The sequence below is a fragment of the Exiguobacterium sp. HVEsp1 genome (assembly GCF_002009685.1).
In the GTDB taxonomy this organism is placed as follows: domain Bacteria; phylum Bacillota; class Bacilli; order Exiguobacteriales; family Exiguobacteriaceae; genus Exiguobacterium; species Exiguobacterium profundum.
In genome coordinates this window covers 2,480,261-2,496,641 of the sequence record NZ_KV917367.1, presented here as the reverse complement: position 1 = coordinate 2,496,641, position 16,381 = coordinate 2,480,261, and the positions used below count along the sequence as shown (strand labels likewise).

Sequence of the window (16,381 nt, the reverse complement as noted above, 5' to 3'; positions counted from 1 at the left end):
GCACCTCAATGATTACCCGATTTTCAAAGAAAGAACACCGACGAAATGGACTGATTGATTCATTATACGTGTTTGGACGAACCAGGTTTCGTTTTGTAGAAACTATAGAGGACGCTAATCAAGATGACGAGAACGATGGTTCCTAGAGACATCCAAATCGGCATCTTGTACACATCACCCAAAATCATCTTCGCCCCGATGAAGACGAGCATGAAGCTGAGACCGTGTTTCAGATAGTAGAAGCGGTCGATCAAGTTGGCGAGGACGAAGTAGAGACTACGAAGTCCGAGAATCGCCATGATGTTCGCATAGAAGATGATATACGGGTCACGTGAATACGCAAAACTCGCGGCGACCGAATCGACAGCGAAGACGATATCCGACAATTCGATAAAGATGAGCGCGATGAAGAGTGGCGTGAAGAACAACTTCCCATTGATGCGCTTCGTGAATTTTCCGGATGAGATGTCTTGTGTGATGGGCAGGCGTCGCTCGAGCCAACGAATCGTCTTGTTTTCTTCAAGTGACTCGTCTTTCCCGATATTCTTATACATCATCCATCCTGTATAAACGAGGAACGCTCCGAAGACGTAGTAGACCCATCCGAAGTTTTCTAAAAGGGATACCCCAGCGACGATGAAGACGGCGCGGAAGAAAATCGCTCCGAGAATCCCCCAGAACAGTACCTTGTGTTGATACTTGAGTGGGATGGCGAAATAGGCAAAAACAAGTGAGAAGACGAAGACATTATCAATGGCAAGTGCCTTTTCGATAAAGTAGACGCTCGCATATTCCGTTGCGGCTGTACTTCCTTGCGTGAAGAACAACCATCCTCCGAATGCGATGGCAATCCCAATCCAGACAAACGTCCATGTCCATGCTTCGCGGAGCGAGACTTCGTGCGCTTTACGGTGGAACACCCCGAGGTCAAGTGCGAGCATGAAGATGACGATGAGTAAGAACCCGATGAGTAGGGTCAACAACAATTCCTCCTTTTAAGGTCATATGAACTTCTATATATTTAATTTAAGTTCATAAGAACTCAAAGTCAAGCGTAAAAATCAACAACCACTCGAAAAGGAGTGGTTGTTTATTCCTCAATCTATACTTTGTTCAATGTTTTGTACAACATCTGCAAGCATAATTTGCTCTAGGACTCGTTCCATGGCGGATTGAGCTGTTATAAAAATGGGCTCAATCGTTGCTTGGATGTTTCTTCCGACCGGGCAAGCCGGATTTGGTTGATCATGAATTCCGAACAGTTCATTTGGTTCGACGACAGCAACGGCTTGATAAATTTCAAGAAGTGAAATGGTGTTTAGTGGTTTAGTAAGAATTGCACCAGCAACACCTGGTTTAACTTGAATCAATTCTGCTTTTTTTAACATGGCCATGATTTTTCGAATAAGAGCAGGGTTTGTATTTACGCTCCGCGCTAAAAAATCTGATGAAATCACTTCTGGTGGTGAAAGCGCAACAAGAGTCAGCATGTGGATGGCAACCGAAAAACGACTACTGATTGTCATAAATATCTCCCTTTCGGTTTTTATAGATGTAAACAACTTTGTTACATGCTTAGTATAACAGGGAAAGAATAATTGACAAATCAGTTACCTGTAATTATCATGATTACATGTAAGTGATTCGATTACAGGTTAGGGGAGGAAAAAGAATGAAATATTTAGTCACAGGAGCAACGGGGAAACTCGGCTCGAAAATTGTAGAGGAACTACTCAAGTCGATTGATGCGAGTGAGCTCGCTGTAAGTGTACGGAATCCGGAGAAGGCGGCGTCTCTTAAAGAGCGTGGCGTTGATGTGCGACATGGTGATTTTGATCAGCCAGACACACTCGATGAAGCGTTCAAAGGTGTTGAGCGTCTTTTGATCATCTCGGCAGATGGCGATAACGATACGCGGATTCGTCAACATACGAACGCGGTTGAGGCGGCGAAACGGGCAGGTGTTTCATTCATTGCCTACACGAGTCTAGCCGATGCGACAGACAGTGAGAACTTGATGGCACCTCCACATGTCGTCACAGAGGAAGCGATTGTCGAGTCCGGTATTCCACATGCGTTCTTACGGAACAACTGGTACTTAGAAAACGAGTTATCAAGCATTCAAGCGGTAATTGACGGGGCGCCATGGATCACGGCGGCTCGGGACGGTAAAGTCGGTTGGGCTCTACAACAAGATTATGCGGAAGCCGCATCGAATGTTCTGTTAAAAGAACAGCAGGACAATGCGGTCTATGAACTATCAGGACCACTTCATACCCAGCAAGATCTTGTAGACGCGCTCAGTGAAGTGTTAGGTCGTGAAGTGATGATGCAGGAGTTGAGTCTCGAGGCATACGAAGAGGTGATGCGCGGGGCTGGATTGCCAGAGGAAGTCGTTGCGATTCTTGCGGGGATTCAGCGAAGCATTCGTCAAGGAACGCTCGAAATTCATGAGAGTGACTTCGAACCGGTTCTCGGACGCCCGGTCACACCTCTTCAAGAAGGAATTCGTCAATTGCTCGACCGATAAGTAAAATGCCCTCGACCACTTGGTCGAGGGCATTTGTGTTAGGCGCGAGTGGCGTGATCCTCGAGTTGAGTCGTCACGTCTTCAAGCGAATTCGCGGTTAGAGCGAGTCGGTCCGACATCGAGCTGAGTTCTTTTTGAATAGCGACTTGCTCTTCCGTTGCTGCGGCAACATGGTGAATCTGTTGTTGAAGTTCATTCGCCGCATATTTCGTCGATTCAAGTCGTGTTTCGAGTGCTTCCATCTGTGTCGTGACCCGCTGGCGTGTCTCTTGAATCGAAGCAATTTGTTCGTCGATTTCTGATACATCTTCTGTAAGACGGCCAAAGACAGCCGTCACATCGTTCGTGACCGTTTGACAGTTTTCGGTCGCTTGTTTGAAAAGATGCGCTGATTTGGATACGACGGTCGTATCTTCCATCAATCCACCGAGGACTCGGGTCATCTCGGATGCATATTCACGCGATTGGACAGCGAGTTTCCCGACTTCGGAGGCGACAACGGCGAATCCTCGTCCAGCCTCACCGGCACGAGCCGCTTCAATAGATGCATTCAAGGCGAGCATGTTCGTCTGTTCACTGATGGAACCGACTTGTTGCAAGATTCCTTGGATTTCATTTGAACGATTCGACATCGTCGCAACAATCCGGTCGAGTTGTTCTGATTCGGTAATGATTTCTTGTACTTTTGTTTCCATTAGTCGCATGTCTTTGTTCCCAGCAAGGGCATCTTTAGCGATGCGCGAGGATGCTGCGGCCGTTTGAGCCATTCGTTCTTGAATGAGCGCTGTCAAAGACCGAATCGAGTGAATTTCATCTGCCCCTTGCACCATGGAGGCTTGTTGGGATGAAGCATGCGCGACAATCGGGTCGACCGTGACAGCGATTTGCTCACCAGATTCAAGAGACTGGTTAGCGGCAGATTCAAGCTCTTCGGCGTGACTGTTTAACGATTGAACGAGGGCGCTGACATCATGAATCGCTTGTTGTAACAACTGTCGTGTTTCTTGCTCCTGTGCCTCGGCATGTTGCGTCTCGTTATTACGGAAGTGGATTTGGGCGACAAGTACAACACTCAGAAGAATCAAGTACACGGCATGGACGAGTAGTAAACTGAACGGATAGTCGCTCGTTCCACAAATCATCTCAGGGATTAAAAAGTATCCGACTAGATGTTGCACAGCAAAGATTCCGGCACTATACAAAATCAAGTCGATGCGACGCATAAACGACAAAATCGCCAAGACGACAAAAATGGAGAAGTGATATTCAACAAGTCCTTGTCCTCCAGCAACGGTCGAGATGCTTGCGAAGGTGAGTGTCAGCATCATCCAATAAGGAAATGCTACGGATTCTCGCTTAGCGGTGACGATCATCATTCCAAAGAAGATGATTGGAAGGGCGAACAAGACCCATGTTACTCCGGAGTACACGTAACCGTCCGCACCGTTTCGCAGAATCGTATACGCATAGGCAAATTCCGTGAAACGATGTAGCAAATGGACAACAACCGACGTCATCACAATCAATAACGTCGTCAACAACATCAACTGATTTCTTTTAATCAAACTCATCATTCTTTCCTCACATTCTCGTGTTCATTTGTTGTAGCTCTATACATATCGGATGAAGTTGACGGAAGTTAATATAGATTGCACATTTGGAACAAAAAAAGGAGCACAGGGCTCCGATTGAGGTAATCAATGTGATGTGCCGTACCACTTGTTATAGAAATGATACGGTTTTTTTGCTTGATCCGTCGTCAAAAAGAGAAACTTCTCACGTGTCAAATGTCTGAGCATATAAGAGAGTGATTCTGGAGAAGTGGCGTGATCATGCATCAAGACGATAGATGCTTGATAGTAAGCGCGATGAGCACGTACTTGTTTGATCGTTTGATAGCGCATCGTTTTTTGATCCTTTTTATATTTCCAATCGAGCGTATCAACGTTCCAGTCCCACATGTCAAAACCGGCCTTTTCCATCGCTTGACGATGTGCTTTGGTCATATGAGGCACACTTCCATAAGGGACGCGAATGGTCGTTGACTTTACGCCGGTGATATCAAAAATCAATTGTTGAACTTGTTTCATCTCATTTACTGCGGTTTGAGGGGAACGATAAAATGTTTTCTTATCGTGAGTCATACTATGTAATCCGATTGTATGACCCTCGTCCACGATTCGTTGGAGAATGGCTTCATTTCCTTTGATTTTCTTGCCTAAAATGAAAAAAGTTGCCTTCACATCATATCGTTTTAAGACATCGAGCAACTTCGGTGTGTATTGATTTGGTCCATCGTCGAAGGTTAGATAGACCATTTCTCCTTTATTATATCGAGAATGAAATTCTTTTGCTGAAATTGAAACAGACGAACTACATAACATGAAAATAACTAGAAGACAGGCGATAACTTTTTTAAACACGTGGTGATTCCCCTTTAAATAGTATATGTGGATATTATTCCCACATATAATTTACAATAAAAGGGATTGTGTGTTCAAATGCCTTTTAGTGAGATAGGAGAATCGATTTTTCAATTTAGGCCTAACCACTTTTTCACCGGTTCCCGGAAGATATACGTCACGACAATCAAGCCGACGAAGACGAGCGCGGCGATGAAGATCGTAGTGACACTGCCTGAGGCGAGGCTCGCCCCGAGGAAGCTGTAGGCGAACGTACCTGGAATCATGCCGAGCACGGTCGCCGGTACGAAGGCACGGAAGCGAACACGTGAGATTCCGCCGGCATAACTGAGTAAGTCGAAACTGACGAGCGGGATGAGCCGGAGGACAAATACATATAAAAAGCCACGACGCTCCATTTGTGTGAACAGTTTCTCTGACCATGGATAGCGGTCGACGTTGATGACTGAGCGTCCGAAAAAACGCCCCATCACATAACCGGTCGTCGCAGCAGCAGTTGCACCAATAATGATATAGAGGACACCTGGCCATACGCCGAACGCGAGTCCGGCTCCGAGCGAGAGGACGGATGTCGGTAAAAATGCGACCGGACCGATGGCATAAAGAAAAATAAAGAAGAGTGGACCCCAAAATCCGAATGACAAGACGATGTCCCGGATGTCAGACGGACGCAACTCATAGTGGAAATGGGTGATATAGAACAAAGATCCAAACACGAGAAGAAAGAGTGTGAGTTTAAGTGGTCGTGACAAGTTGTCCGCTCCTTTCGTAACCGAATGTATCTGATGTTAGTATACTGCATCTCCATGCAACATAAATGCGAGCCGGCTTACAAAAGGTGTAACGAGATGGAGCAAAGAGGCAGCTATCTGAATCGAAACTTAGGTCAAGGCTTTCTAAACATTGCTTCATTTTTCACAAATTCGACACGATAAATAGAATGGGAGGGAAAATGATGAAAAATTTAACTAAATCAGGCGAGAATTCTCCCTCCTCTAAGCGTCTCGGGGCGAAGCCCGGCGTAGGTGGGAGATGAATCGCCCGGTCCAACAGTTTTCTCTCCCTATGACAGATGTTACGAACAAAAGTTCGTTATTCCGTCAGATTCTCCCTCCCCCTCCGTGGGTATCGGATGAGGAGGACATATCACGATCTGCTGGAGGGAGGAGGGACGGACATGCTGAAAGGCTACAAATATAGGCTCCACCCGACGCCTGCACAGGCCGAGTTCCTCATCAAGACGATCGGCTGCGCCCGGTTCATCTACAACAAGCTGCTCGAGGACCGCATCGCCATCCGCGATGAGGCGAAAGCGGGGATCGTGACGAGACGAAATCCGGCGACACCCGCATCCTACAAGCCCCTGTTCCCGTTCCTCGCCGAGGCGGACAGCCTCGCGCTCGCGAACGCGAAGTTGAACCTCGACACCGCGTTCGCGAAGTTCTTCGCCGGAACGGCCGGCTTCCCGACCTTCAAATCGAGACGACGGTCGCGCGCCTCCTACACGACGAACAACCAGCACGGTACGATCCGCATCGAGAACGGCAAGGTGAGACTTCCTAAAATCGGCTTCGTGAAGTTCGAACAACATCGTTCTTTCGAGGGGATCATCAAGTCCGCGACAATCTCGATGACGAAGACAGGCAAGTTCTTCGTTTCCATCCTTGTCAATCAGGATGACGAGCAATGGATTCCGGCTAAGAACAAGATCGGCATCGATCTCGGGTTAGAACACTTCGCCATCATGACAAATGATGACATGGTTTCTGAGAAGATCGACAACCCTCGCTTTCTTCGCAAGTCCGAAGAGAAGGTCAAGAAGGCGCAACGCGCTCTGTCTCGTAAGAAGATCGGGAGCAAGAATCGTGAAAAAGCCAAATTACTTTTGGCCAAGAAACACGAGAAAATCGCAAACCAACGCAAAGACTTCCTTCACAAATTGTCAAAACGAACCGTTGACGAGAACCAAGTCATCGTCGTGGAGACATTGAAATCGAAGAACATGATGAAGAACCACAAGGTCGCCAAATCGATTGCCGACGTCAGTTGGTACGAGTTCGTCCGCCAGCTTGAATACAAATCAAACTTCTACGGACGGACGCTCATCAAGGCCGACCAATGGTACGCATCGACGCAAATCTGTTCCTCTTGCGGCGAAAAAGGCGAGAAGAAAAAATTAGATGTCCGTGAATGGACGTGTGCCTGTGGCGCGCATCATGACCGTGACATCAACGCGAGCCTCAACCTATTGATGTTGGCTGACTGACAACCATTCAGGGCAGGGACTGCCCGGTGAGCTTGGTAAACAATCGTGGCTAGTAAAAGTGCGGTCTTCCCAAGAAGCTCCCACTTCAATTTGCGAAGCAAATAAGTGGCGAGTAGTTCACTGATTCGATTTCGACAGAAGATCCTGAATTAATGAGTCGAATCGAAAAGCTGAATGAAGAGACGAACGCATATTTGGAAAGCATAGACGTCGTATTGCAACCTGCATTACGAAATGAAAACGAATCTGCTTACCGACAATATGGAACAGAATTACGTCCAATTCGACTTGCGCTTGTTGAGACAGCGAAAGAAGTTATGGATCAGTTGAATGTGGATGCGGAAACGGCCAGTGATACGATGCGGTCGGATCGAGAGGGTGCTGTGTTTATCTTTTGGGGTCTTGTCATTTTGGGAGCTGCGCTTTCAATTGGGTTAGGCGTCTACATCACGCGCCTTGTGGTTGGTCCGGTGAAAGAATTGAACGTATTGATGAGTCGTGCCGGTGAAGGGGATTTGACAGTCAATAGCACATACACATCACGCGATGAAATCGGGGCGCTCGCACAGTCATTCAATCAGATGAAAGAAAGTTTACGAGAGTTGATTGGTGGAGTGACTTCGACTTCTGGGCGTGTTGCAACTTCATCGGACGATTTGAAAAATAACGTAGAAGAAACGACAAAAGCGACAGAGATGGTAGCCGTGACGATGGAAGAAATCGCTTCAGGTTCACTCCATCAGTTGAAACGGGTAAAGTCTTCAAATGGTACCCTTTCAGACTTGACGAATGGCATTCACCAAGTCTCTGATCGTGCTCAACAGATGACTGTATTATCGGAAGGGGCATTGGACAAAGTACAATCAGGGAATGAGCTAATCGTAACGCTTGAACATCAGCTTGAAGCGATGAATGAAAAAGTGAAGACGTTGCAACAAGTCATTGAGCAGCTTAATACTCGTTCTCAAGAGATTGGTACAATCAGTGGGACCATTTCAGGAATTGCAGAGCAAACGAACTTACTTGCATTAAATGCAGCAATCGAGGCAGCGCGTGCAGGAGATCAGGGACGTGGGTTTGCAGTCGTTGCTGCAGAAGTACGAAAACTGGCAGAAGAATCAGCCGATGCGACCAAACAAATTTCCTCTTTAATTCATCATACACAGACAGAAACAAAGCATGCCGTAGAGACGATGCATGTCGTAGAAGGTGATATGGGACAGAGTGTGACGAACGTGCGGCAGACAGGTGTTGCGTTTGATGAAATTAAAGTAGCCATTGAAGAAGTCGGGCAACAAATAGAAAAAGTGTCCAGTGCTGTACAAGAAATGGCGGCGGGAGCGACAGAAGTGTTGAACTCCGTGAATGAGATTCAAGGAATTACTGAATCGACTGCTACAGAAACGGAGAACACATCAGCAGCTACTGAAGAACAGATGGCATCAATGGAAGAAATTACGGCAGCCGCTCAAGAATTATCGAATATGGCGGATGAGATGCGAGAGATGACGAATCGATTTACTGTGTAAATGAAAGAGGCGGGGACATAACTAACCGGTTTTAAAAATTTTTGATAAAAAGAGGGGTCCGGTCACCGATTTTCGGTGGCTGGACCCCTTCTTTCCTGTTTAGTCCGAAATGCACGAACCCATAAAAATGACAAGAGGTCCCGTGAGCGAACAAGTCGCTCATGGGGCCTCTTTCTTATAAATTTACTGGGTTATGTCCCAGCCTCTTTTATTATTTCGTTGTCCTTCGTAGTGCTGAATCCATTCCTCGACAGTCATCTTCTCGACGAGTTCTCCGACCAAGTCAAACGGGATTCGCTGCACGTTATTGAAACGGATACAGCTTTTCCCCATATCAAGTTTCGTCGGGACACGACTCGCATACTCCCGTTCGAACCAAGCGAGTAATTCAGGGTCGGCGTAAATGCCCATGTGATACAGTCCGACATGGCGCTTTTGCGCGATTACACTGATAAACGGTAGTGGCGTCCCCGGTGTGACATGATACCCGGACGGATATCGATCGAGTGGAACGACGTAATGGACACCATGTCCGTCCGTCGTTTTTTCAAATCCGCCAGGTAAATGATCATCGATGACCTCGAGCAGATGAATAAATGAATCGAGCCGTGCCTCGTCGACGAGTGCTGTCACATCCATCATGATTCGCCTCCTCGTAAGATCTTCTCCATTTTCTTTCCTTTTGCCAATTCATCGATGAGTTTGTCCAAATAACGGATCTCACGCATGAGCGGTTCTTCGACGTTCTCGACACGAACCCCACAGACGACGCCTTTGATGAGGGCGCGGTCTTCGTTGAGACGAGGTGCTGAAGCGAAAAATGTATCAAAATCGACTTGATTGGCTATCTGACGTTCGAGTCCGGTCTCATCGTAACCGGTCAACCATTCGATGATGGTGTCGACTTCTTCCTTCGTCCGTCCTTTGCGTTCGGCTTTGGCGACGTAGAGTGGATAAACGCTCGCGAAACTCGTCGTATAGATTCGGTGACCCATCTTTCATTCATCTCCTTCTTAGCGAAAATTCTTACTTCCATTCTCTCACAAATTACGATACGCTTATATAAAGTGTTTTGTTGCGTTTGCAACAAAAAAGTAGAGGTGTCTAATGATGCATGACCATTTACGAGAGATCGGGATGATTGCGCGTGCCCTCGATTCAATCAGCAACATTGAATTTAAGGCACTCGGTTTAGAAAAAGGGAAGTACTTGTACGTCGTTAGGATTTTTGAACACCCAGGTATCATTCAAGAGCGGCTGGCAGAGTTGATTAAGGTAGACAGGACGACCGCCGCACGTGCCATCAAGAAACTGGAGCAAGAGGGATGGATTGAGAGACGGTCAGATTTAGAGAACCAGAAAATCAAACGGTTATACGTGACGCAGAAGGGCGAGACATTGTACCCGCTCATCATTCGGGAACATGAATATTCTACATCGGTCGCGTTATCAGGACTCGACGAGCAAGAAAGTGAGGAGTTGTTACGCCTTTTGAAAAAAGTACGACGTAATGTTGAAACAGATTGGGCCGAAGTGAAGAAAGGCAAGTATCGAGAATACTGAGAGGAGCGAGAACATGATTGAAATCTCGAAGGTGACAGACTTAGAAGTCTTACGTCACATTAGCATCCAGACGTTTACGGAGACGTTCGCACGTCACAACACAGAAGAACATTTGAACGCTTACTTAGAAAAAGCGTACGCGACTGAGCAGTTGAAGCATGAGTTGGCACATCCCGATTCTTATTTTTATTTTGCACATGTAAAAGGTGAGTTGGCAGGCTATTTGAAAGTGAATGTACGCGATGCTCAATCTGAACCGATGGGCGAAGATGCGATTGAAATTGAACGAATCTACGTATTCGAAGCGTTTCAAGGTCAAGGGGTGGGGAAAGCATTATTCACTCAAGCAACCGAATTGACGAAGGAACTACACAAACGAAAGATGTGGCTCGGCGTATGGGAACGTAATGAGAGAGCGATTCGATTCTATCGACGAAACGGGTTCGAACAGACGGGGGTGCACACCTTTTTCATGGGGGAAGATGCACAAAACGACCTCATTTTCATGAAGTCGTTCACGGACTAAAGCCATTCTGACAAGTTGTTTAAGTTCGGATAGATGGCATCTGGTTCTATATCAAATGCTTCAAATGGTAAGTCATTCCGATTGATCCAGGCCGCATGAAAGCCAAAGTTTTTCGCCCCGGCGATGTCCCAACCGTTCGACGATAAAAAGAGCACCTCGTCACGACGAAGACCAGACGTCTTGAACCAGTGCATATAGGCGGCAGGCGTCGGTTTCGGTTGTTTGATGCCGTCGACGCTGACAACCTCATCGAAGTAATCGCTAAGACCGGCGTTGTGAAGCAGTGCCTTAAGCATCTCGTCCGTCCCGTTTGAGAGAATGACGGTCTTCACGTCATTCATCTCTTTTAGGACCGATTCGATTTCCTTATACGGGGTGAGGTGCGCATACGATGCAATCAGACGTTGTTCGATTTCCTCCGTCGATGTTGCATCATGCACGGCGAGCGCGTAACGGAGTGCGTCCCGGGTCACTTTATCGAAATCTTCATAACGCCCCATCATGTGGCGCCAAAAGAAATACTCGAGTTGTTTCGTCCGCCATACTTGGCTGATGGCAGCTCCTTTTTCAGGGAACTCTTGTTCACAGACATCCTTCACCGAATGTACGTCGAATAATGTGCCATATACGTCAAAGACGATGGCTTTGATAGGTTGTTTCATAAAAACAATCCTCCTTCTGTGTCGTTATACCCGTCTTGTTCAGAATATAATAGGAGAAAGGGGGTCCGGCATGTATATTCCAACTCAATATTCCGTCACAGAGCGAGCTGAGATTTACGCGTTTCTCCATGCCCATCCGTTCGGTACGATCGTGACACATGATGGGGACAAACCGATTGCGACACATGTCCCGTTACGATTCGATGAGGCGAATGGTCAACTGACGACGCATATTGCGAAAGCGAATCCGCAGTGGCGAACGATTGAAAATCAAACCGTTCTCGTCATCTTTCAAGGACCAAACGCTTACGTGTCGGCGTCCTGGTACGGCCATGAGGACGTTTCGACATGGAACTATCAAGCCGTACACGTGTACGGACGTGCGACGATTCTCAATGAGAAAGAATTAGTGGAGGAACTTTCAGGATTGCTCCAAGAGCATGAAGGGGAACGCGAGCATGCGGTGCGTTGGGATGCATTATCCGAACCGGTGAAGCGACAAATGAACGGCGTCGTCGGGTTTCGGATCGACATCACCGATATGCAGGCGACGTTCAAGTTAAGCCAAAACCGAAACGACGTGGACCATGAACGGATCGTATCGGAGCTTGAAAAACAAGATGAACCGATCGCGGACGTCATGCGACAACATCGAAAGTCCTAATAAACCTGTCCTAAAACGACAGGTTTTTTCATTTTTCTATATCGAATAGCAGTTGACACGAAGGAATAGCAAGTCTATACTCATAACTGATAATGATTATCAGTATCGAGAAAATAGAGAAGTTGAAAAAGGAGAAGAAACACGTGAACAAGACAATGAAGAAGTGGTTACATATGTTTATTTTTGCTTCAGCGTTTGCACTCATCTTAGCCGGCTGTGGTTCGGAAGAAGCTGAGAACGCTTCCACGAACGAAGGGACGGAAGAATCAGCAGAAGGTTACCCCATCACGATCGAGCATGCGTTCGGTGAGACTGTCATCGAAGAAAAACCAGAGCGTGTCGCAACGATTTCGTGGGGAAACCATGACGTCGCACTTGCACTCGATGTCGTACCGGTCGGATTCTCAGCTGCGAACTACGGTGTACAAGATGATAGCGGGATGCTTCCATGGACAGCAGAGAAGTTGACAGCGCTTGGCGAAGAGAACCCGAACATCTATCAAGATACGGACGGATTAGACTTTGAAGCAATCGCAGATTCAAATCCCGATGTCATCTTGGCCGCCTACTCAGGCATCACTCAAGAAGACTATGACACGCTTAGCCAAATCGCACCGGTCGTGGCATATCAAGAAACACCTTGGGTCACCTCATGGCAAGACATGGTTCGTTATGACTCACTCGCAATGGGACTTGGTGAAGAAGGCGAACAGTTAATCAAAGACACGGAGCAGTTGATTACTGACAAAGCGACAGCCGTTCCTGAGATTGCTGGAAAGAAAGCCGCTTTCGTCTCGATGAGCGCAGAAGATCTTTCAAAATTCTATATCTATACAACAGGTGATCCTCGTGGTGCCTTCATCGAAGAACTCGGCATGGAGTACCCACAAAACATTGTCGACGAAGCTGAAAAAGCAAATAGCTTCTATCTCGAGCTCAGCAAAGAGAACGCCGACATTTTGAACGACGTCGACATCTTCGTCACATACGGAAATGAAGACACGTTGAAGGCGCTTCAAGCAGACCCGCTCTACAGTAAAGTACCAGCCATCGAACGCGGATCGGTCGTATTGATTGAAGACAACACGCCACTCGCAGCGGCTGGAACACCGACGCCACTCTCGATTGAATATACGATTGATGAGTACGTTTCACGCGTATCGGATGCACTTGCGAAAGTAAAATGATGCAAAATCAGGTGAAACAGATGCATACCCCGAAGTACTTCCCGCTCCTGTTAGTTGGGACGCTCGTACTGACGGTGCTATGCATCGTGGCATCCCTTGCCTTCGGCTCTCGAACAGTCGGGTGGAATGAACTGCTGGACGGTTTATTCCGTCCGGCTGTTCAGTCGTATGAGGCAGACATTGTCCGGGAGCGGGTCGTCCGGACAATTTTCAGTTTTATGTGTGGCGCAGCACTCGGTGTGGCGGGTGCACTCATGCAGTCGGTGACGCGTAACCCAATCGCTGACCCGAGTATTCTTGGGGTCAACACGGGAGCAGCGCTCGCCGTCGTCATTGGCATCGCATTCTTCAACATCGCGACGGCGAGTGCGTTCATCTGGTTTGCGCTCGTCGGGGCGCTATTGACGGCCATTTTCGTTTTCGGCATCGGTTCACTCGGAAGGGGAGGGGCGACCCCGCTCAAACTCGTCTTAGCGGGAGCGGCGACAAGTGCAGCACTATCGTCGCTCGTCATGGCGCTCATGATTCCACGCTCGAACGTCATGGATCAATTCCGTTTTTGGCAAGTAGGGAGTGTCGGTGCAGGAAATCTGGATTCGATTTATACCTTTTTACCGTTTCTTCTAATCGGTCTCGTGATTGCGGTCGTGACCGCACCTTCCTTGAACGCACTTGCGCTCGGGGAGGAGATGGCGAAGAGTCTTGGTGTTCGGACGGGGACATTGAAGTTGACCGCCTCGTTCGCAGGCGTGATTCTGTGTGGGGCGGCGACTGCACTCGCTGGACCGATTGGGTTTATCGGACTTCTCGCCCCACATTTGATTCGACTCGTGCTCGGTCCTGACCAACGCTACCTCATGCCGATGTCTGCCTTAGCAGGTGCCATCATCTTGACTTTCTCGGACGTCATCGGACGTTTGCTCGGAAGTCCAGGTGAACTTGAGGTCGGGATTGTGACGGCGTTCATCGGGGCACCGATCTTGATTCTATTGACAATGAAAGTGAAAGTAAGAGGACTATGATGCAACCAGCGATTGAACAAATCAGACAAGGTCGCATGAAGCGACGCCGTCGTTATGTCGGGATGACGATTCTTTTGACCATCATAGCGGTAGCATTGAGCGGGTTGATGCTCATGTTGGGCAATACGATTTATCCGGTTCAGGATGTCATCCGCGTCTTGCTCGGGGAAGACGTAAAAGGGGCGACGTTCGCCATTGAAGTATTGCGTCTACCACGTATGCTCGCTGGTGTCTTTGCCGGTGCAGCATTTGGTGCTGCGGGAACGATTTTCCAAACGATGCTTCGAAATCCGCTTGCCAATCCAAATGTCATCGGGATCACAACGGGGTCCAGTGCGGCGGCTGTCTTCTGTATCGTCGTCCTACAATCGAGTGAAGCGATAATCTCGATCGCTTCGATTATCGGAGGGCTCGTCACCGTGCTGGTCATCTATTTCCTATCAAAAGGGGCGGCTTTCTCCATCGGTCGTTTGGTGTTAGTTGGAATTGGGATTCAAGCGATGTTAACAGCCGTCATCAACTATTTACTGCTCATCAGCCGACAAAACGATGTCGCGATGGCGATGCGGTGGTTGACAGGAAGTTTAAATGGGGCGAAACTTGAAGAGTTGCCACCTTTAATCATCACGGTACTTATCTGTTTACCGATTGTACTGTTACTCACTCGTCAGCTTGAAATGCTCGAGCTCGGAGAAATGGCGGCGACAGGGCTTGGAATCAACACGAACCAGAACAGACTTCTGCTCATTGTGGCAGCAGTATTCATGCTCGCCCTTGCAACAGCGACAACGGGACCGATTGCGTTTATTGCCTTCTTGGCAGGGCCGATTGCCAAACGGCTCGTCGGAACGAGCCACGCGGGAATCTTGCCGGCAGCGCTTGTCGGAATCATTTTAGTACTAGCGGCCGACCTTGTCGGACAATTCGCCTTCACGGCACGCTATCCGGTCGGTGTCATCACCGGCATCATCGGCGCGCCTTATCTCTTATACTTGTTGATTCGGATGAACCAGAAAGGGGACTTCTAAATGGCATCCATTATGAAAGTGGAACATCTCACCTCGGGATACGAGGACAAGATGATTTTGAACGATATCAGCCTTGAAATTCCGAGCAATCAGATTAGCATCATCATCGGTGCGAACGGTTGCGGGAAGTCGACGCTACTGAAGACGATGGCACGCCTTATCAAACCGAGTGCCGGTCAAGTGACGCTTTACGATAAGCCGATTTCGAAAATGGCACCGAAAAAGCTAGCGCGTGTCCTCGGGATGTTGCCACAGTCCCCGGTCGTACCGGAAGGGATTACGGTCGCCGATCTTGTCGGTCGTGGTCGTTACCCTCATCAATCATTCTTAAAGGGCTGGACGAAAGCCGATTACGAAGCTGTCGCCGAGGCGATGGAGATGATGAACATCACGGAGTTCGCGGATCGTCCCATCGACGAGTTGTCAGGCGGGCAGCGCCAACGCGTCTGGATTGCGATGGCACTGGCTCAACAGACGGACGTGCTCTTTTTAGACGAGCCGACGACGTATCTTGATATCACGTATCAGGTCGAGATTCTCGATTTGTTGACGGACTTGAATCGAAAGTACGGGACGACAATTGTCATGGTGTTGCACGATATCAACTTATCGGCACGTTATGCGGACTACATCTTCGCGCTCGACAAAGGGAAGTTGATTGCCGAAGGGAAGCCATCGAACGTCATCACGTGTGATTTGATCCATCGTGTCTTTAACCTCCGCTGTTCGGTCATGTGTGACCCGGTATCCGGTTCACCTTCCGTTATTCCGATTGGTCGCCATCACGTGCAGACGGAAACGGAAGAAGCGCCTGTCGCACAGCTTGAATTGGTATAACTGCGTATAGACAGTCAAGAAGGGGTGAGCGCTCCTTCTTTTTTGTTTATTCATGAAAGCGTTTGTAAAAAGTCATTGACTTCTCTTTGAGGCGGGTGTATGCTATAAATCCTGCCCAAAATGAGAGGCACGGGGACTGGCATC

The 16,381-nt window shown here is 48.1% G+C and carries 18 protein-coding genes; 10 read left to right on the top strand and 8 right to left on the bottom strand.

The window, feature by feature from the left end:
• Positions 1-62: 62 nt before the first annotated feature.
• Together BV910_RS12715 and BV910_RS12710 are read right to left on the bottom strand one after the other, a co-directional pair.
• Positions 63-980, bottom strand: coding sequence for a TerC family protein (locus BV910_RS12715; protein WP_031422317.1), 918 nt, complete (start codon positions 978-980; stop codon positions 63-65).
• 117 nt (positions 981-1,097) lie between these two features.
• Complete coding sequence (locus BV910_RS12710) at positions 1,098-1,526, bottom strand: Rrf2 family transcriptional regulator (protein WP_078147626.1); 429 nt, start codon at positions 1,524-1,526, stop codon at positions 1,098-1,100.
• A 146-nt stretch (positions 1,527-1,672) separates the two neighbouring features.
• On the opposite strand from BV910_RS12710, the gene BV910_RS12705 reads away from it, so the two are divergent.
• A complete protein-coding gene (locus tag BV910_RS12705) occupies positions 1,673-2,530 on the top strand; it encodes an SDR family oxidoreductase (RefSeq protein WP_078147625.1) in 858 nt (285 codons plus the stop codon).
• Positions 2,531-2,568: 38 nt separating this feature from the next.
• On the opposite strand, the gene BV910_RS12700 is transcribed toward BV910_RS12705, so the two are convergent.
• The 3 genes from BV910_RS12700 to BV910_RS12690 all read right to left on the bottom strand — a co-directional run bounded on the left by BV910_RS12700 (position 2,569) and on the right by BV910_RS12690 (position 5,705).
• Complete coding sequence (locus tag BV910_RS12700) at positions 2,569-4,101, bottom strand: methyl-accepting chemotaxis protein (RefSeq protein WP_168169873.1); 1,533 nt, start codon at positions 4,099-4,101, stop codon at positions 2,569-2,571.
• A 126-nt stretch (positions 4,102-4,227) separates the two neighbouring features.
• Positions 4,228-4,848 carry a polysaccharide deacetylase family protein gene (locus tag BV910_RS12695; RefSeq protein WP_240499857.1) on the bottom strand — a complete coding sequence of 207 codons (621 nt, stop codon included), beginning with the start codon at positions 4,846-4,848 and terminating at the stop codon, positions 4,228-4,230.
• A gap of 215 nt (positions 4,849-5,063) precedes the next feature.
• The gene (locus tag BV910_RS12690; protein WP_078147622.1) at positions 5,064-5,705 is read right to left on the bottom strand and encodes a TVP38/TMEM64 family protein; all 642 of its coding nucleotides are present in this window, start codon (positions 5,703-5,705) and stop codon (positions 5,064-5,066) included.
• A gap of 425 nt (positions 5,706-6,130) precedes the next feature.
• Between BV910_RS12690 and tnpB the strand changes: the two genes are divergently transcribed.
• Both tnpB and BV910_RS12675 read left to right on the top strand, forming a co-directional pair.
• Complete coding sequence (gene tnpB, locus BV910_RS12680; RefSeq protein ID WP_078147621.1) at positions 6,131-7,219, top strand: IS200/IS605 family element RNA-guided endonuclease TnpB; 1,089 nt, start codon at positions 6,131-6,133, stop codon at positions 7,217-7,219.
• Positions 7,220-7,371: 152 nt separating this feature from the next.
• Positions 7,372-8,748 (top strand): methyl-accepting chemotaxis protein, encoded by a 1,377-nt coding sequence (locus BV910_RS12675; protein ID WP_078147620.1) that lies wholly within the window; start codon positions 7,372-7,374, stop codon positions 8,746-8,748.
• Positions 8,749-8,931: 183 nt separating this feature from the next.
• On the opposite strand, the gene BV910_RS12670 is transcribed toward BV910_RS12675, so the two are convergent.
• Both BV910_RS12670 and BV910_RS12665 read right to left on the bottom strand, forming a co-directional pair.
• Positions 8,932-9,390 (bottom strand): DUF1801 domain-containing protein, encoded by a 459-nt coding sequence (locus BV910_RS12670; RefSeq protein WP_078147619.1) that lies wholly within the window; start codon positions 9,388-9,390, stop codon positions 8,932-8,934.
• Positions 9,387-9,743 carry a DUF2200 domain-containing protein gene (locus BV910_RS12665; protein WP_012727286.1) on the bottom strand — a complete coding sequence of 119 codons (357 nt, stop codon included), beginning with the start codon at positions 9,741-9,743 and terminating at the stop codon, positions 9,387-9,389. Before BV910_RS12665 ends, BV910_RS12670 begins: the two co-directional genes overlap by 4 nt.
• 115 nt (positions 9,744-9,858) lie before the next feature.
• On the opposite strand from BV910_RS12665, the gene BV910_RS12660 reads away from it, so the two are divergent.
• Positions 9,859-10,311: a MarR family winged helix-turn-helix transcriptional regulator gene (locus tag BV910_RS12660; RefSeq protein WP_078147618.1), complete on the top strand. Its 453-nt coding sequence runs from the start codon at positions 9,859-9,861 to the stop codon at positions 10,309-10,311.
• 13 nt (positions 10,312-10,324) lie between these two features.
• Entirely contained in the window at positions 10,325-10,837 is a 513-nt protein-coding gene (locus BV910_RS12655) for a GNAT family N-acetyltransferase (protein ID WP_078147617.1), read from the top strand.
• Here BV910_RS12655 and BV910_RS12650 read toward each other — a convergent pair.
• On the bottom strand, positions 10,834-11,499 hold the full coding sequence (locus BV910_RS12650) for a haloacid dehalogenase type II (RefSeq protein WP_078147616.1): 666 nt from the start codon (positions 11,497-11,499) through the stop codon (positions 10,834-10,836). The two genes, BV910_RS12655 and BV910_RS12650, sit on opposite strands and share 4 nt — an antisense overlap.
• A 70-nt stretch (positions 11,500-11,569) precedes the next feature.
• On the opposite strand from BV910_RS12650, the gene BV910_RS12645 reads away from it, so the two are divergent.
• From BV910_RS12645 to BV910_RS12625, 5 genes are all read left to right on the top strand, one after another.
• A complete protein-coding gene (locus tag BV910_RS12645; protein WP_078147615.1) occupies positions 11,570-12,163 on the top strand; it encodes an FMN-binding negative transcriptional regulator in 594 nt (197 codons plus the stop codon).
• 155 nt (positions 12,164-12,318) lie between these two features.
• Entirely contained in the window at positions 12,319-13,350 is a 1,032-nt protein-coding gene (locus tag BV910_RS12640) for an iron-siderophore ABC transporter substrate-binding protein (RefSeq protein ID WP_168169901.1), read from the top strand.
• A gap of 20 nt (positions 13,351-13,370) precedes the next feature.
• Positions 13,371-14,372, top strand: a complete 1,002-nt coding sequence (locus BV910_RS12635; protein WP_168169872.1) for a FecCD family ABC transporter permease — start codon at positions 13,371-13,373, stop codon at positions 14,370-14,372.
• The gene (locus BV910_RS12630) at positions 14,369-15,400 is read left to right on the top strand and encodes a FecCD family ABC transporter permease (protein ID WP_078147613.1); all 1,032 of its coding nucleotides are present in this window, start codon (positions 14,369-14,371) and stop codon (positions 15,398-15,400) included. Before BV910_RS12635 ends, BV910_RS12630 begins: the two co-directional genes overlap by 4 nt.
• Positions 15,401-16,237, top strand: a complete 837-nt coding sequence (locus BV910_RS12625) for an ABC transporter ATP-binding protein (RefSeq protein ID WP_078147612.1) — start codon at positions 15,401-15,403, stop codon at positions 16,235-16,237. It abuts the gene before it with no gap.
• Positions 16,238-16,381 lie beyond the last annotated feature (144 nt).

Coding starts and splice junctions, on each gene's coding strand:
- BV910_RS12695 (WP_240499857.1), bottom strand. CDS start 4,848: ATGGTCTATCTAACCTTCGACGATGGACCAAATCAATACACACCGAAG.
- BV910_RS12640 (WP_168169901.1), top strand. CDS start 12,319: ATGAAGAAGTGGTTACATATGTTTATTTTTGCTTCAGCGTTTGCACTC.
- BV910_RS12650 (WP_078147616.1), bottom strand. CDS start 11,499: ATGAAACAACCTATCAAAGCCATCGTCTTTGACGTATATGGCACATTA.
- tnpB (WP_078147621.1), top strand. CDS start 6,131: ATGCTGAAAGGCTACAAATATAGGCTCCACCCGACGCCTGCACAGGCC.
- BV910_RS12660 (WP_078147618.1), top strand. CDS start 9,859: ATGCATGACCATTTACGAGAGATCGGGATGATTGCGCGTGCCCTCGAT.
- BV910_RS12665 (WP_012727286.1), bottom strand. CDS start 9,743: ATGGGTCACCGAATCTATACGACGAGTTTCGCGAGCGTTTATCCACTC.
- BV910_RS12655 (WP_078147617.1), top strand. CDS start 10,325: ATGATTGAAATCTCGAAGGTGACAGACTTAGAAGTCTTACGTCACATT.
- BV910_RS12705 (WP_078147625.1), top strand. CDS start 1,673: ATGAAATATTTAGTCACAGGAGCAACGGGGAAACTCGGCTCGAAAATT.
- BV910_RS12635 (WP_168169872.1), top strand. CDS start 13,371: ATGCATACCCCGAAGTACTTCCCGCTCCTGTTAGTTGGGACGCTCGTA.
- BV910_RS12670 (WP_078147619.1), bottom strand. CDS start 9,390: ATGATGGATGTGACAGCACTCGTCGACGAGGCACGGCTCGATTCATTT.
- BV910_RS12625 (WP_078147612.1), top strand. CDS start 15,401: ATGGCATCCATTATGAAAGTGGAACATCTCACCTCGGGATACGAGGAC.
- BV910_RS12645 (WP_078147615.1), top strand. CDS start 11,570: ATGTATATTCCAACTCAATATTCCGTCACAGAGCGAGCTGAGATTTAC.
- BV910_RS12630 (WP_078147613.1), top strand. CDS start 14,369: ATGATGCAACCAGCGATTGAACAAATCAGACAAGGTCGCATGAAGCGA.
- BV910_RS12675 (WP_078147620.1), top strand. CDS start 7,372: ATGAGTCGAATCGAAAAGCTGAATGAAGAGACGAACGCATATTTGGAA.
- BV910_RS12710 (WP_078147626.1), bottom strand. CDS start 1,526: ATGACAATCAGTAGTCGTTTTTCGGTTGCCATCCACATGCTGACTCTT.
- BV910_RS12700 (WP_168169873.1), bottom strand. CDS start 4,101: ATGAGTTTGATTAAAAGAAATCAGTTGATGTTGTTGACGACGTTATTG.